This is a genomic window from Candidatus Merdisoma sp. JLR.KK011, assembly GCF_036941125.1.
GTDB lineage: Bacteria > Bacillota > Clostridia > Lachnospirales > Lachnospiraceae > Laedolimicola.
Map to the genome: position 1 here is coordinate 975,260 of NZ_JAYWSZ010000003.1, position 15,530 is coordinate 990,789.

Sequence of the window (15,530 nt, forward strand, 5' to 3'; positions counted from 1 at the left end):
GAATCTATGACAGAAAGGATTTCCTACAGCTTTTGTGAAAGCCTGCGGGCGCAGCAGGCGGCGGCAGAGGGCTCCATGCGAAAGGAGTTTGCGCAGGGAGCTTATACACTGGAAAAGCCGTATATCAAGCTGAATCCTTATTTGATTAACCCACTGTCAGCCGTGGTTGCATTTCGAACCGAGGAAGAAACGGCAGTGACAGTTACCATATTCGGAAAAGAAAACAAAGGAACCATTGTACACACATTTCCCAGGAAAAAGGAGCATATCCTTCCCATTCTGGGCCTCTACGGAGGGTACGACAACCAGGTAGAGCTGCGCCTTTACGGAGGACGGGCCCATACCATAACCATCCGGACGGAAGCCTTAAGCGAACGGGTGCCAGAACTTTTGTCCCTTCGGACAGAGCCGGAGTATACTTCGGAGGAGCTGATCTTTGTGACTCCTTCCTTAAGCGCCCTGGCCACAGCCTTTGATCGCTTTGGGGAAGTCCGCTGGCATCTGAGCGTTCCCGTAATCTTTGAAATATCCCGTCTTAAGAACGGAAACTTCCTGATCGGAACCGAGCGCGTTATGCAGATGCCCTACTATATGTCCGGCCTCTATGAAATGACGATGATGGGAAAGATTGTAAAGGAATATTCCATTCCCGGCGGCTATCACCATGATCAGTGGGAGATGGAGGACGGAAACATTCTGGTGCTCACGGAAGGAGAGAGCTACGAGACCGTAGAGGATGTAATTGTCCTTCTTGATCGGGAAACCGGCGAAATTCTGAAGACCTGGGATTTAAAGGACTGTCTGGTACCGGGAGAGGGGCCTTCCGGCGGTTACACGCCAAAGGACTGGTTCCACAATAACGCCCTCTGGTATGACAAGCACACCAATTCCATCACTCTTTCAGGCCGCCATGTGGATGCCATTATCAACATTGACTATGAAACGGGAGCGCTGAATTGGATCATCGGCGATCCGGAAACCTGGCCTGAGGACAAGCAGAAGTATTTCTTCCAGATCAAGGGTGACGGAGATTTTGACTGGCCCTACGAGCAGCACGGCTGTCTGGTAACGCCAAACGGCGGAATTATGTGCTTTGACAATGGCCATTACCGCTCCAAAATACGGGAAAAATTCCTTTTGAACAGAGACAGCTTTTCCAGGGGCGTATTATATCGGATCGATCGGGAAACAATGACCATTGAGCAGCTCTGGCAGTATGGCAAGGAGCGTGGCGAGGAATTCTTCTCCTCCTACATCGGCAATGTGGAATGGTACGGAGAGGATCACTATCTGGTGCACTCCGGCGGCATTCAGTATTATGGAGAGCACGCATCGGAGAAGCCGGCGGCGCTTTTGCAGGGAGATCCAAATGTACGGGCCGAGAGCATTACGGTGGAGAGCCTGCGCGGAAAAGTGATTTTTGAGATGAAGATTGAGGGAAACTTCTACCGGGCAAAGAAAATGGCGCTCTACAGTGACGGAGAGAATCTGCCCTTAGGAGAAGGAATCCGGGCAGGCCGTATGGGCGTGACGCCGGAATTTGACACCCTTATTCCCATGGAGCCATGCGGGGAGCTGCTTCCCTACCGCTATGAGGCGAAGGTTACGGAAGAGGAAGACCGCTTTGTATTTAAAGCCGTTTTCGAAGGCGGCCAGATGGTTATGCTGATGCTGGAAAATGAGAAAGAGGAGCACGGGTACTTTATTTCTACCTCCAAAAGTAAGTTCAACGCCCTGTGCTGCGGTACATTTATCGAGAAGGATCCCAGAAATGTTACTTTGAATGTAAACAAGGAGGGACTAAAGGGAACCTTTGACCTTCGGGTGATTGTAGATGACAAGAAGTATGAGACAGGGATACAGATTGTCTGTTGACAGGAGGCAGAAATGACAGATTATGATTTAATTATTATCGGCAGCGGCCCGGCCGGAATGACGGCGGCCATCTACGGAGCCAGAGCCAATCTTTCCGTTCTGATGCTGGATCGGCTCGCCCCAGGCGGAAAGGTGATAAACACAAGTGAAATCCAGAATTATACGGGTATGGGGACCGTGGACGGGGCGGATCTTGCTATCCGCATGTTTCAGCACACCCAGGAGCTGAATGTAGAATTTGATTATCGGACGGTTCTTGAGGTCCAGGAGAACGGCGGGGAAAAGCTGGTTATCTGCGAGGAAGAAAACCGCACCTACAGGGCCAAAACCGTAATTTTGTGCACCGGGACGACTCCCAGGCTTTTGGGAGCGGCAGGGGAAGAGCGGTTTACAGGAAACGGCATAAGCTGGTGCGCTGTCTGCGATGGAGCCGGATGCAGGGACAAGGACGTTGTAGTCATCGGCGGAGGCAATTCTGCCGTGGAAGAGGCTGTTTACCTGGCAGGATTCGCAAGGTCTGTCACTCTGGTTGTGCGCTCCAGGCTGTCCGCGGATCCCATAGCCTGCGATAAGCTTCTTGCCTTTGAGAATGTGAAGCTTTATGCCGGACACGATGTATTGGAGTTCTGCGGCGAGAATCACCTGGAGGGAGTCCTGCTGCGCTCTAAGGAGACGGGAGAGGAATTCCGGGTAAGCTGCAGGCAGGTCTTTGAATACATCGGCCAGATACCGGCTACCCAGTGCTTTTCGGGGCTGGATGTGTTGAACGAGAGAGGCTATGTGAAGGTAAACGAGCGGATGGAGACAAGTGTGCCCGGCGTTTTCGGAGCAGGAGACTGCATAACCAAGAATCTGCGCCAGGTGATAACAGCCTGCGCGGACGGCGCTATTGCGGCCCAGAATGCGGCAAGATATGTACAGAATCTAAATTGAAAAGAGCAGGGAACACGCCTGCAGAATAGGAGACCTAGATGTTAAAAGAAGTAATGGAAGAGGAATTCCGCCAGTCCTCCAAGGAAGGGCTGGTGCTGGCAGATTTTTATTCAACCACCTGCGGCCCATGCAAAATGCTTGCCTTCGTACTGGCTGACGTAGACAAGGCATGCGGGGATAAGGTAAAGATTATGAAGCTTGATTTTGATAAAAACAGAGATCTTGCAGAGGAATATGAGATCACCGGTTATCCCACGTTAGTCTTACTGAAGGATGGAAAAGAAGTAAAACGCATGACAGGTTTGCAGCAAAAACCGGCCATTGTCAAAATGATTGAAGAAGCATAAGAGCACGCAAAAAGAAGGGCTGCCGGGAGTTTCGGCAGCCCCCTTTTCTGCTTAACGCAAGATTTACAAAAAAAGCCGTCTCTCCCCTCTGGGAAAAAACTTAAGCTTCGGTTCCGGCTTCCGTTTCTTTTTCGGCATCTTCGGCTTTCGGCTCCTCTGCTTCTTCGCCGTCTGTATCCTCCTCAGAGGTCAGGGATACATAACCGCGTCCGGAAATCTCAAGATCTTCCTCCTGGGGATCATCAAAATCATCGTCAAAATCATCCTCAAAGGGATCGGGGGCAAAAAACTTCTTGTAAGCAAAGATACCTCCGGCAAGGGCTGCGCAGAGCAGTGTAAGGGAACCTGCAAACTTAAAAAACTTCTTCATATCAGATAAAACTCCTTTCCTGCACTTTAAAAAGTGCTTTTTTGCTTCCAAAGCTCAATGATAGTCTGTCCACTATTTGGAAAACATTTTCTCTATTGTAATACGAAACAGGAAAAAAGAAAAGTAAAAAAAATGAAAAAATTTATTGTCAACGGAAAAAATATATATTACTCTATATAAATATAGATTGTAAATATTGCGGAACTGGAAACAGCAATATCCCGGCAATGCCAGAAGGATTTACGGGCACATGTTTTTGTGACCGGAAATTCTTCTCGAAGCAGAGGCATTGAAGGGATATTGCGGAACTGGAATAGAGGTGCAAAAGATGAAAAACAGAGTTTCAAATGTAATATGGGGCCTGGTTCTGATTCTCATCGGAATCGGCTACGCAGGAGGAAATCTTGGTTTCTGGGATTTTCAGATCTTCTTCAAGGGCTGGTGGACCCTGTTTATCCTAATCCCCTGCGCCATCAACCTTATGCAGCACGGGCCGAACGGCGGCAATATCGCGGGCCTTTGCGTGGGAATCGCCCTTCTTCTGGCGGCCCAGGGGGTTCTTGAGTTTTCCATAATACGTAAGCTTTTGGTGCCGGCGATTCTCATTCTCATCGGTCTGAGCATTATGCTCAGCAATACAAAGCGGAGAATCACCGATCAGCAGGGGAACCAAATCCCCTTTGAAAAATCAGGCATGGGCGGCTCCGACGTGTCAGGGGTGTTTGACGGAAGAAAGGCCCAGTATGACGGCCAGCTTTTCGAGGGCGCCACAGTAAGCGCTGTGTTCGGCGGCGTAGAGATGGATCTGAGGTCGGCGCGGATCGAGCGTGATGTGCGGATTGACGCAACGGCGATCTTCGGCGGCATTGACATTTACGTTCCGGCCAACGTAGTAGTACGGGTTATGTCAACCCCTGTTCTGGGCGGCGTGTCCAATAAGGCGCCGGCCCCTGCGGAGGTTCCCTGCTATACCCTCTACGTGAATGCAACCTGTGTATTTGGAGGCGTTGATATCAAATGAGAAAAAAGCTGATTTTAGCCTCCGCTTCTCCCAGGCGAAAGGAGCTTCTCTCCCAGATGGGCCTTGCTTTTTCCGTATGTCCGGCCCAGGGCGAGGAAAAGAGCAGCTTTCAAAGGCCGGAGGATGTGGTGAAGGAGCTGGCCCTTCAGAAGGCCAGGGAGATTGCGGATCAGACGGCGGAAGATGCATATGTGATCGGATCAGATACGGTGGTTGCCCTGGATGGTAAGATTCTGGGAAAGCCGGCTGATAAAGAGGATGCCTTCCGTATGCTGAGTATGCTTCAGGGAGCCGCCCATATGGTTTATACGGGCGTTGCGGTGGTGGATGCAGGAACAAAAGAGACCGTCGTGAATTTTGCAGACGGAACAAAGGTTTCCATGTATCCCATGACAGAGGAATGGATTCGCGGCTACATTGAGACAGGCGAGCCTATGGACAAGGCGGGAGCTTATGCCATCCAGGGGGCGTGTTCTGTATGGATAAAAGGCATAGAAGGGGCATACGCTACGGTAGTAGGGTTTCCGACGGCCCGGTTTTACCAGGAGATGTTAAAGGCCGGGGTGGATTTGCTTGAGCAGTCCGGGGAAAGTGAAAGATAGAATGGAAAAACGATGAGAATTTAGAAAGGGTATCGAAATGTATCAAGCCTGTATTTTTGATTTTGATGGTACGCTGTGCGACAGTGTGGAGTCCATTGCCGTCTGTGCAAATCACGCCCTTCGGGATCTGGGGCTTAAGGAGGCGTCTCTTGCCGACTATAAGCTTATGGTAGGCGATGGGGTAGATATGCTGGTTCGGCGGCTTCTTGGCCGCTGCAGCGCGGAGTCGGAGGAATTGTTTCACAGCCTTAAAGAAAAGTATATGGAATATTTCCGGGAGGGGTGCCGGTATCATGTGACCCCTTATCCAGGGATTTTGGAGCTTTTAGAGGAGCTTAAGGAAGCTGGGGCAAGGCTTGGGGTTATTTCCAACAAGCCCCATGCCAATACGGTAGACGTGATTCACCAGGTATTCGGGGAAGGCGTGTTTGACTGGGTTCAGGGGCAGACGGAGGAGATCCCCAGAAAGCCGGATCCGGCCGGGGCTTTGTATACGGCAGAAATGCTGTGTGTAAGTCCCGGGGAGTGTCTCTATATCGGGGATACTGGAACAGATATGAAAACCGGGACGGCGGCAGGTATGTATACGGTGGGCGTTCTGTGGGGCTTCCGGGACAGAAAGGAGCTGGAAGAGACAGGAGCTATGGAGATTGTCGGAGAACCCTCTGAAATCGGCAGGATTTACAGAGATGGGAAGGCGTAAGCTTCACATCCGGCCGGGGAGTTTGACTGTGAGGATAAAAGGAGAGAAAGAGGAGCATTATGATTAAATTAATTGCGAGCGATATTGACGGGACGCTGCTTCCGGAAGGGACAGATCGGATTAATCCGGAGATTTATGAGGTGATCCGTAAGCTCAAGGAGAAGGACATTCTCTTTGCGGCAGCCAGCGGACGTCATTTTTCCGGCATGGCGCGGCTTTTTGAGCCGGTGAAGAACGACATTATCTTCATTTCGGAAAACGGGGCCTTTGTAACCTGCCGGGGTTACACCATGCTGAATCAGACGCTGGATTGGGAGGATGTGAAAGACTGGGTAGAGGAAGTGCGCAGGATTCCGGGAGCCAGCTTTACCATGGACACCCAGGAGGGCTTTTATTCGGAAAGCCGGGATCCGGAATTCCTGGATCTGGTGCTGAAGGGCTATAAGAGTGTGATGCATGTGGAGGAGGATGTGCTGGCAGTTGAGCGTCCGGTGAATAAGGTAGCGCTCTATCACAAGACCAATATCGAACACCTGGCAAAGGATATGATTCCCCGGTGGAGCAAGCGTCTGCACTGTGCCATATCCGGGGAAATCTGGGTGGATTTTCTGAACAAGGAATCCAACAAGGGAAATGCCATCCGGAGCATCCAGAATATCTTAGGAATCCTGCCGGAGGAAACCATGGTGTTCGGGGATAATTTCAACGATATCGAGATGCTTCGAAGCGCGGGAGAGAGCTATGCAGTCGGCAATGCGGCAGAGGCCGTGAAGCAGGAAGCCAGATATGTAGCGGATACAAATGTAAACGACGGAGTGCTGAAGGTTTTGAGAACCTTATTATAAAAACCAGGGATTTCATACCAGTGTACTGGGAAGGATATTACGGTACTGGAATAGGAGGATGCTGCAATGAGTGAATATTCGGAAGAATGTTTGGAGATTTTTTTAAGAAAGCAGGGCCAGCTTTTTGACGAGCCGGTGGCAGAGACCCTTGAGGAGGCGGAAGAGTTTCTTGACGACTGCATGGCTGTGGTGGTGAACTCTCTTAAAGAGGTGAAGGAGTATTTCGAGGAGAGCGGCATGGACGTGTCCGGCCTGTCTTATGAGGAACTGGAAGAGATGTCGGAAGTATTTTCCATAGGTGACGGCACCTATCTGATTGTTGAGGCGTAGCATGAGACAGAAAGTAAAAAGAGGACTTGTCATTTGTCTGGCCGCCTGTATGCTTACGGGAGGCCTTGAGGGGTGCAGCCATTTTGAAAATACAGAGTTTGTGCTGACAACCGGACTTACAGAGAATCAGCTTTTTAAGGTAGGAAGCAGCGTCTGCACGCTGCCGGAAGCCATGATCTATGTGATGGACTACCAGAGACAGTATGAAAGCGTCTACGGGGTGGAGATGTGGGAGCATGATTTCGGGGGAATCACCCTGGAGGAGTACGTGAAGAATATCATTGTCTCTCAGCTTGCGGCTATGAAGGCAGTGACGCTTTTAGCGGAGGAATATGAGGTTACCCTCACGGAAGCCGAGACAGATCATGTGAAAAAGGCGGCGGAGGAGTACTATACTTCTATGGGCAGCGATATGGTGAAGTATATGGGGCTTAAGGAGGAACATGTGGAAAGCCTTTACCATGATCATGTACTGTCCAGAAAGGTTTACCAGGAGATTACGAAAGATGTGAATACGGAGGTCAGTGATGACGAGGCCCGGATTATCACGGTCTGGCAGATTCATCTGGATACCCGGGAGAGCGCAGAGGAGATTCTGGAGAAGCTTGCGCAGGAGAAGGAGTTTATGACGCTTGCTTCTGCTTACAGCAAGGATAGTCAGATTAGTTATACCTTTGGACGAGGGGAGAAGCCTGCCGCTTATGAGGAGGCGGCCTTTGCTTTGGAAAATGAAGGGGTCAGCGGTATTATTGAAGAGGAGGACGGATATTATATCCTGAAATGTGTCAATAATTTTGACCGGGAGGCTACGGAGGCAAATAAGGTTACGATGGTGGAGCGCCGCAGGGATGAGATCTTTAGCGGGGTTTATGAGGAACTGGTGGCGAATACGCCTTCGGAGTTTAATACGAAGATTTGGGAACAGGTGCATTTTGAGGATTGGACGGGGGGGATCCCGGAGAGTTTTTTGGAGGTTTATAGTAGGTATTTTGAAGGGGAATAAGGGACGGAACCGCCAGGAAACAGCCGGACACTGGATATCGGAAATGCGTGGGGGCTGTTTCCTGGCGGTTCCTGGTTTTTGGGGACGGAGGTTTGGGGGTGGGGTGGGTGGTTATAATTTTTCTTTGAGGCAGTTTAGGAGGGCGGTGTTTTGGGCTGGGGTCATGAAGCAGAAGCGGAGGTAGCGGTTGTCTAGGAAGGGGAAGGTGGAGCAGTTTCGGATCATCATTTTTTGGCGGATGGCGTGGTCGAAGAGGTCTTCGGCGGTGACGCCTTTTTTTTCTATGCGGAGGAGGACGAAGTTGGCGTAGGAGTCGTAGGTTTTTATGGTGTCCCAGGAACTGAGCTCTTTTAGGATTCGGGTGCGTTCTTTGGCGGTCAGGTCTCGGGTTCGGGTGATGTAGTCCTGGTCGGAGAACATCAGCTCGCCGGCGGCTGCGGCAAGGCTGTTGATGGTCCAGGGGTTTTGGCGGGAGTTGATTCGTTTTAGCAGGTCTTCGCTTCCGGTGACAGCGTAGCCGAGGCGCAGGCCGGGGGAGGCGAAAAATTTGGATACGCCCCGGAGGATGATGAGGTTGTTGTAATAGCGTGTGAGGGGGATGGCGGTTATGGCGTTGATATCTGGGGCGAATTCTACGTAGGTTTCGTCTATCATTACGCAGATGTCGAAGCGTTTGCAGGTGTCTAGGATCTGCCGCATGGTCTGCTGGGTGATGGCGGAGGAGGTGGGGTTGTTGGGGTTGCAGATTACTAAAAGATCCAGGCTTTCGTTCAGGCAGGCCTGGAAGTCGGCAGCGTCGAGTACGAAGCCGTTTTCTTCTTTGAGGGGATAGTAGAGGGAGGTTCCGCCCCCAAGGGAGATCTCTCGCTCGTATTCAGAGTAGGCGGGGCCAAGGATGAGAGCCTTTTTTGGATGCTCAAGCTGGATGAAGAGGGAAATGAGCTCGGTGGATCCGTTGCCTACGACGATGTGCTCTAAGGGTGCGCCTGTGTAGGCGCTCATCTGGCGGCGCAGTGCGGTGTATTCCCGGTCTGGGTAGGAGGTGATGCAGTCTATGCGCTCGATCAGGGCCCGGCGCATGACGGGGGAGATGCCAAGAGGGTTTACATTGGCGCTGAAGCTTATGATCTCTTCTTTTTTGATACCGTAGACTTGTTCTATTTTTTCTAAGTCACTTCCGTGAAAATGATCGACATGTTTTAACATTGGAGCTCCTCTTTTCTTGTACTTTATTTCAAAAAATGTTATACTGTTGCCAGTGGCAGCAGAAAGTAAGATTGTATTTTTTCATTTTATCATTATAACCTTATTTGGAAAAAATGCAATGTTTTGATTTTGTTTTATGTGATCTCTGAGATGTGTATGCAGGGAAATGTTTCAGGACTATAGATTGAGAAGGGATGAATGACGAATGAGGGCAAAGATTGAGCGCATAGCCGCAGGAAAATTTGAATATGAGAAATGTCCTGTGACGCTGTCGGAGCCCTATGTCCAGTTTCATGTAAGCCCCGGAAGCCGTTATGAGGGGAACTTTACCCTTTCCTGCCGCCGGATTATCAAGGGAATTGTCTATGCTTCTTCCAGCCGTATGTATGTAGAGCATCCCAGCTTCCACAGCCGCAATGCCAGGATTGCGTATGTGTTTGACAGCCGCGGCATGTGGGGCGGCGAGGAGGTTGAGGGAGAGTTCTGTATTGTCACGGAGGCCGGGGAATATACGCTGCCTTACCGGATTCAGGTAGAGGAGCACCGGGAGCTTGAGGAGGAGAGCTATGCGTATTTTATCTCGGCGGATCCGATTGAGCCCCTTCCGGAGAAGATGAATCAGAAGCCGGATATGGTGGTGGAGATTATTGACGACTATAAGGAAGAGGATATGACCCCGGAGGAGGCTGTGCGCCTGACGGAGCTGATTCTAAAGAGCCGCCAGCCTACGGCCGGACAGCTTTCCAGGCTGAAAAAGGCTTATCACAAATACGGCGGACAGGAGATGTTAAGCGGCATCTGTTCCATTCTCATTAAAAACGGGCGCACGGACGAGGAAAGCTTTTTCTGGTATCAGAGGGGCGTGCGCATGGAGCTTAAGATTACCAACCTCTTTGAATATTTTATGATGTCTGTGCCGGAGAATTATCAGGAACAGCTGCCTCGGAACCTGCTTTTGTATTTTCATATGGAGAATACCCTGAACAGTAAGCAGAAGGCCTTTCTCTATGCGAATATTATCCGTTACCAGGAGAGGGACAGCGATATTTACCGGCAGTATGAACGGGAGATCCAGTCCTTTATGCTGGAGCAGCTCTTAGAGCGGAAATTAAGCGAGGATCTGGCTTTCATTTATGAGCGGTTTCTGGTGGAGGAGCTTTTAACCATTGATTTTGCGGAGGCTCTGGCAGACATTATGTTTCTTAGGCAGCTTACCTGCGAGGATCCCAGGATCCGCCAGGTGCAGGTGCTTTATGAGCCGCTGCAGCGGAGGATTACGGTGCCCTTAAGCGGCGGCAAGGCCCTTGTGCCTGTTTATACGCCGGGGGCGGTGATTCTTCTGGTGGACGAGCAGGGGAACTGCTATACCTCCAGCGTGCCCTACAGTATGCAGAGGCTTCTTAAGGAGCAGAAGTATGTGGAGCGGTGCCGGGAGCTTCTTCGGTATCATCAGGGGCTTTATCTCCATCTTTGTGACGGGGCTTCCCGTTACCATGTGATTACCCGGGAAAATGTGGAGAATTATAAGCGCATTTTGAAAATCAGCGGTCTGACGGCCCGGTATAAGCAGGAGGTGCGCCAGGAGATTCTCCAGTATTACTATGCGAACCATGAGCTGGAGGAGCTGGACCGGGAGTTTTTTATCACGGAAACGACCTATATGATGCCTAAGGACCGGGCAAGGTTTACGGAGATCCTGATTCTGCGAGGGCTTTATGAGGAGGCCTGGAATATGGTGAAAAAGCACGGGTATTCCATGGTGAGGGTGAAGCTTCTCATCAAGCTTGCGGCCTGGGAGATTCGGGAAATGGAGTATGAGGAAAATGAATTCCTTTTAAAGCTTTGTCTCTTTGTATTTCAGAACTACAAGTACAATGAGAGCATTCTGGAATATCTGGCCGGATATTACTATGGCTCCCGCCAGGTGATGGAGGCCATCTGGAAGGCCGGACAGGAATTTGAGCTGAATGTGTTCGACTTAGAGGAGCGTCTTTTAAGCCAGATGCTTTTTACGGGAGAGTTTTCCGATAAGGCTTTTCAGATTTTTCAGGACTACCATTCTCTGGGAGGGAAGGGCATTGTCAGCAGGGCTTATATGACCTGGCTGGCTTACCAGGATTTTGTGCTGGGCGAGAAGGTGCCGGAGAAAACGTATATTTACATCGAACAGGGCATTGCGTGGGAGGAGAATCTGGCGGACGTCTGCGGCCTGGCTTATCTGAAATATCTCTCTGCCCAGCCTCAGCTTTCGGAGCACCAGAGAATCCGGGCGGAGCAGATGACTATGGGGTACATACAGCGGCGGCTGCGCTTCGGATTTATGAAGGAGCTGCTTGCGCAGCTTGGGAAACCGCAGCTTTTGGAGGACAAAACCTTTGTGGAATACCGGACGAACCCAACCCATAAGGTAGTGATTCACTATGTGGTTGAGACGCCCAGGGAGAAGCAGTGCAGTTATGTGGCCGAGCGGCTTTATCCTACGGAGACCGGGGTGTTTGTGAAGGAGTTTACCTTGTTTTTCGGGGAGCGTCTGACCTGGTTTGTGACGGAGACCCTGGAGGATGGGACGGAAAGCTCCACGCCGGATCACAGCGTGACGGAGGGGCAGGAGGAAGAGCTGGTGACAGGAACCAAGTATGCGCTGCTCTACGAGATGGCGCGCGCCCTGGAGGAACGGGATCTGCGTCTGCTGGAGCAGCAGATGAAGGCATACGGGCGCAGACAGTTTTTGGTGGAGCAGTTCTTTTCTTTAAAATAAAAAGCGAGGCATTGCAGTGAGTGGATGCGGAACTGGAATAGGAGAGCGAAGATGGGTCAGTTTGCGGCAGGCTTTGACCTGGGAAGGGAATATTCACAAATTTGCTGCTGGAACGCAGATTCCGGAGCGCCGGTATCCATATCGGTGGTTCCGGGAGCGGAAAAATACCGGATTCCGACAGAAAGCCTGGAGCTTTTTCTGAAAAAGGCTCTCCGGCTTCTAAAGCCTTACGGCCGAATCCACGAGGCTGTTTCCGTTGTGTTTTCCGTGGAAACCCTGGAGGAGGGGCTGGTGGAGCAGATTAAGCAGGCAGCCATGCGCACCATGGGCGTTCCGGAGAGCCGGATCTACGTACAGACCAGGCAGGAAAGCTTCTGCGCCTATGTACTGAACCAGCCAAAGGAGATCTGGAGACACCAGGCAGTGCTTTTTGATTATGAGGGTGAGGAGCTTCGGGGGATGGTACTGAATGTAAATCCCCGGACTACGCCCTTTCTGGCAAGAGTTGAATGCGAAGAGAGCTGGAGCCGTCCTCTTTCAGGCTTGCAGCAGGAGGATAAGAATGGGGCATTCCAGGAACTGATACGAGAGATTTTTTCGGGGCGTCCCATTTCCACGGTTTATCTGGTGGGGGAAGGCTTTGAGGAAGACTGGTATGAGGCTTCCTTAAAGCTTCTCTGCAGCGGGAGAAGGGTGTTTGCAGGCAATAACCTTTATGCAAAGGGAGCCTGTTACCGGGCTATGCGCGGAGCCGGCCGGAAGGAGTCTGCGGCTTATGTGTTCTTCGGGGCGGACAAGATTTCCTACAATGTATGTCTTTGGACGCCGGGAACGGGGAAGAACAGCATGTATACCTTGCTGAATGCCGGGGAGAGCTGGTATGAGGCGAAGGCGGGCTGTGAGGTGCTTCTCTATGACGAGCCGGTGGTGGAATTCTATTTTCAGCCTATGCAGGGAGCGGAGGGGCTGAAGGAGAGCCTGCTGTTGGAGGGGCTGCCGGACCGGCCTTCCAGAGCATCCAGGCTTCGGATCGAGGCGGAGTTTGTCCGTGTAGACCGTCTGCGCCTGACTGTTCGGGATATGGGGTTTGGAGAATTGTTTCCCTCCACGGATTTGTGCTGGGTGGAGGAAGTGGAGCTGGCTTGAGGAGCGCAGCGGTACAGAAATAGGGGTGTAATATGGGAGCAGTATTGATATGTGAACAGGAGCAGGCGAAAACGCCGTATTATATTGAGAGCATGGGAATCCGGCTTTACTCCATGGAGGAGCTGGCTTATTTCCTGTATCAGAATATCTATCTGGTGGACAAGCGGATGCTGGGCGTGCGTCTGTGGGACTGGATACGCACGGAAATTGGAAATGGTGAGCTGGCGGAGCGTCTGAAAAAGGGCTTCGAAGCCGGAAGCAGTCTCCAGAACATGGTACTGACGATTCTCAGGAGCATCCATTACTACACACCGGAGGAGCTGGAACAGCTGTCCGCCAAAATGAAGATTCTCAACACCTACCAGGAGCAGGAGCGGTTAAAGCTCCGGGCGGACGAGTATTTCATCAACGGCAATTATCAGGCGGCAGTCTATGAATACGAGAAGATTTTAAATATTCGCCAGAGCGAGCGCCTTGGGGTGGATTTTTATGCCCATGTGTGGAATAATCTGGGCGTCTGTTTAACCCGGCTCTTTCTCTTTGGCCGGGCGGCCAAGGCATTCCGTACTTCCTATCAGTACCGGAAGGATCCGGATGTATTAAAGGAATATGTGTGCGCCATGCGTCTGGGGCTTCCGGAGGAAGATTTTGAGGAGGCCATGGAGCTTCAGAACATTCGAGGGGAGCAGCTAGAGTTTTTCACGGAAGAGTATGACCGCTTGGTGGAAGAATCCGGGGAGCATCTTAAGGTTCCGGAGGATCTGGCGGAGCGGCTTTATGAGCTGGAGAGGGAGTATTATAGAAATACGCGGTACGCATAAAAAGCGGCGAGAATCGGAAATTAAGCTGTTTTATTTAGATGAGAACGACATAAAAGGGAGCCGCAGAGCGACTCCCTCCAGACTGTAGACAAAGTGGTGCTGGTAATTATTCCCAGCACCACTTTTCTATAAATACCGGTTGATTCGCAAAGGTTCTATTTCCATCCGTGCCTTTCCTCTATATAGTGTATATCGGAAACCATGCTGCTCTTTGGCTGTCCCAAAGATCCGTTCTATCGTTTCTTTTCGCAGCTGATAGATCTCTTTGTTTCCTATCGTATAACGGATATCTTCTGCCTTTTCCATATATTCTTCCCATACATGCCGGGTAACCATCTTTACATGATCTTTGCTTTCTGTACATTGATGTAAGTGGGGGCAGCTGCTGCAGAGTAATCCACAGCTTTTATATTCCCTATAACCATCTCTGTTTGTCGTACTGTACGTCAGGATTTCATTTCCCGGGCAAATATAACAATCATAATACTCATCATATGCATACTCATACTTCTTAAAGAACCCGTCCTTGGTCATAGGACGTTTATATGGAAAAAGCGGCTGGATTCCATCTTCTAACAGGCGGTGTGCAATGGCAGGCGTTTTATAACCGGCATCCGCAACAATCATATCCGGTTTAAATCTTTTCATCTTCTCATACAATAACGGAAATGTGCGGCTGTCATGTTCATTCCCCGGATGAACCGTATATCCAAGGATCCATCCATGCTTATCACATGCGGCTTCTACTGCATAAGCAAAAACGTGTTTATGCTCTCCTTTCCGAAACCATCCGCTTTCTGGGTCGCTGGTGCTGCATTTTTGTGTTTTTGCACCTTCCGGTATTTCTTTTTCCAAATCTTCCTGGCTGCTTCCGCCTCCTCCGGCCATCGGCGGCTGATGGTTACTTTTATCTTTCAATGGCTTTTTGCCATGCAGTTCCCGGTCTTTTGCGATTTCCTTCTGTAGTTCTTCTTCATACCATAATGCCTGTTTGCGGGCAACTCTTTTCCGCATCTTTTTACTGTTGGCACAAGCTTTGACATGTGTGGAATCCATAAAAATCTGCTCCGTATCCACCAGTTTATATTTCATACAGTCTTCCAGAATTTTTGAAAAAATCTGTTCAAAAAGGTCGGTGTCTTTAAAGCGGCGGGTATAATTTTTACCAAAAGTTGAAAAATGAGGGACTGGGTCCAGCATATCCAGTCCAAGGAACCATCGGTAAGCAACATTCACTTCGATTTCCCTGATTGTCTGACGCATGCTTTTGATCCCATAAAGATACTGAATAAAAGGAATTTTAATTAACATGACGGGATCCATACTTGGACGCCCGTTATCCGGGCAGTATTTTTCTTCCACAAGTTCATAGATGAAGTTCCAGTCAATCGCCTTATCTATCAATCGCAGCATATGGTTTTGAGGAACCATATCGAACATCTGCGTGGATACAGGAACGCAACAAGCAGAAACCACCGCAAAAACAGCGTGAGAAATCCATTGACAGAGATAGCCGGTAAAAAAACACCGTTAGCAGCCTGCTGACGGTGTCTACATATAGAAAAAATCA

15 protein-coding genes are annotated in these 15,530 nt (G+C 50.3%); 12 read left to right on the forward strand and 3 right to left on the reverse strand.

The features are described from left to right. Positions 1-6: 6 nt before the first annotated feature. The 3 genes from VV089_RS05595 to VV089_RS05605 are packed head-to-tail and all read left to right on the forward strand — an operon-like array spanning position 7 to position 3,155. On the forward strand, positions 7-1,875 hold the full coding sequence (locus tag VV089_RS05595; protein WP_334335233.1) for an aryl-sulfate sulfotransferase: 1,869 nt from the start codon (positions 7-9) through the stop codon (positions 1,873-1,875). Between the two features lie 12 nt (positions 1,876-1,887). Continuing rightward, the gene (locus VV089_RS05600; RefSeq protein WP_334335234.1) at positions 1,888-2,808 is read left to right on the forward strand and encodes an NAD(P)/FAD-dependent oxidoreductase; all 921 of its coding nucleotides are present in this window, start codon (positions 1,888-1,890) and stop codon (positions 2,806-2,808) included. A gap of 38 nt (positions 2,809-2,846) precedes the next feature. Further along, entirely contained in the window at positions 2,847-3,155 is a 309-nt protein-coding gene (locus VV089_RS05605) for a thioredoxin family protein (RefSeq protein ID WP_172540823.1), read from the forward strand. A 100-nt stretch (positions 3,156-3,255) separates the two neighbouring features. Here VV089_RS05605 and VV089_RS05610 read toward each other — a convergent pair whose 3' ends face one another. Beyond that, on the reverse strand, positions 3,256-3,525 hold the full coding sequence (locus VV089_RS05610) for a hypothetical protein (RefSeq protein ID WP_172540822.1): 270 nt from the start codon (positions 3,523-3,525) through the stop codon (positions 3,256-3,258). A gap of 328 nt (positions 3,526-3,853) precedes the next feature. Between VV089_RS05610 and VV089_RS05615 the strand changes: the two genes are divergently transcribed. From VV089_RS05615 to VV089_RS05640, 6 genes are all read left to right on the forward strand, one after another. Then, positions 3,854-4,546: a LiaF transmembrane domain-containing protein gene (locus tag VV089_RS05615; RefSeq protein WP_172540821.1), complete on the forward strand. Its 693-nt coding sequence runs from the start codon at positions 3,854-3,856 to the stop codon at positions 4,544-4,546. Then, the gene (locus tag VV089_RS05620) at positions 4,543-5,148 is read left to right on the forward strand and encodes a Maf family protein (protein ID WP_334335235.1); all 606 of its coding nucleotides are present in this window, start codon (positions 4,543-4,545) and stop codon (positions 5,146-5,148) included. The genes VV089_RS05615 and VV089_RS05620 overlap by 4 nt, the downstream gene beginning before the upstream one ends. 37 nt (positions 5,149-5,185) lie before the next feature. Next, entirely contained in the window at positions 5,186-5,851 is a 666-nt protein-coding gene (locus tag VV089_RS05625; RefSeq protein WP_334335236.1) for an HAD family hydrolase, read from the forward strand. 59 nt (positions 5,852-5,910) lie between these two features. Beyond that, complete coding sequence (locus tag VV089_RS05630) at positions 5,911-6,696, forward strand: HAD family hydrolase (protein WP_172540818.1); 786 nt, start codon at positions 5,911-5,913, stop codon at positions 6,694-6,696. Positions 6,697-6,762: 66 nt separating this feature from the next. Next, positions 6,763-7,026 carry a glyoxalase gene (locus VV089_RS05635; protein WP_172540817.1) on the forward strand — a complete coding sequence of 88 codons (264 nt, stop codon included), beginning with the start codon at positions 6,763-6,765 and terminating at the stop codon, positions 7,024-7,026. A 1-nt stretch (position 7,027) separates the two neighbouring features. Further along, entirely contained in the window at positions 7,028-8,029 is a 1,002-nt protein-coding gene (locus VV089_RS05640) for a peptidylprolyl isomerase (RefSeq protein WP_172540816.1), read from the forward strand. A 111-nt stretch (positions 8,030-8,140) separates the two neighbouring features. Here VV089_RS05640 and VV089_RS05645 read toward each other — a convergent pair whose 3' ends face one another. Next, complete coding sequence (locus VV089_RS05645) at positions 8,141-9,235, reverse strand: pyridoxal phosphate-dependent aminotransferase (RefSeq protein WP_334335237.1); 1,095 nt, start codon at positions 9,233-9,235, stop codon at positions 8,141-8,143. Between the two features lie 205 nt (positions 9,236-9,440). Between VV089_RS05645 and VV089_RS05650 the strand changes: the two genes are divergently transcribed. Genes VV089_RS05650 through VV089_RS05660 form a run of 3 tightly spaced genes read left to right on the forward strand, consistent with a single transcriptional unit; the run spans position 9,441 to position 13,960 of the window. Beyond that, positions 9,441-11,993, forward strand: coding sequence for a DUF5717 family protein (locus VV089_RS05650; RefSeq protein WP_172540814.1), 2,553 nt, complete (start codon positions 9,441-9,443; stop codon positions 11,991-11,993). Positions 11,994-12,044: 51 nt separating this feature from the next. Next, positions 12,045-13,139: a DUF5716 family protein gene (locus VV089_RS05655; RefSeq protein ID WP_334335238.1), complete on the forward strand. Its 1,095-nt coding sequence runs from the start codon at positions 12,045-12,047 to the stop codon at positions 13,137-13,139. Positions 13,140-13,171: 32 nt separating this feature from the next. Beyond that, the gene (locus VV089_RS05660) at positions 13,172-13,960 is read left to right on the forward strand and encodes a hypothetical protein (protein WP_172540812.1); all 789 of its coding nucleotides are present in this window, start codon (positions 13,172-13,174) and stop codon (positions 13,958-13,960) included. A 126-nt stretch (positions 13,961-14,086) separates the two neighbouring features. On the opposite strand, the gene VV089_RS05665 is transcribed toward VV089_RS05660, so the two are convergent. Continuing rightward, on the reverse strand, positions 14,087-15,400 hold the full coding sequence (locus VV089_RS05665) for an IS1182 family transposase (protein ID WP_334335240.1): 1,314 nt from the start codon (positions 15,398-15,400) through the stop codon (positions 14,087-14,089). Positions 15,401-15,530 lie beyond the last annotated feature (130 nt).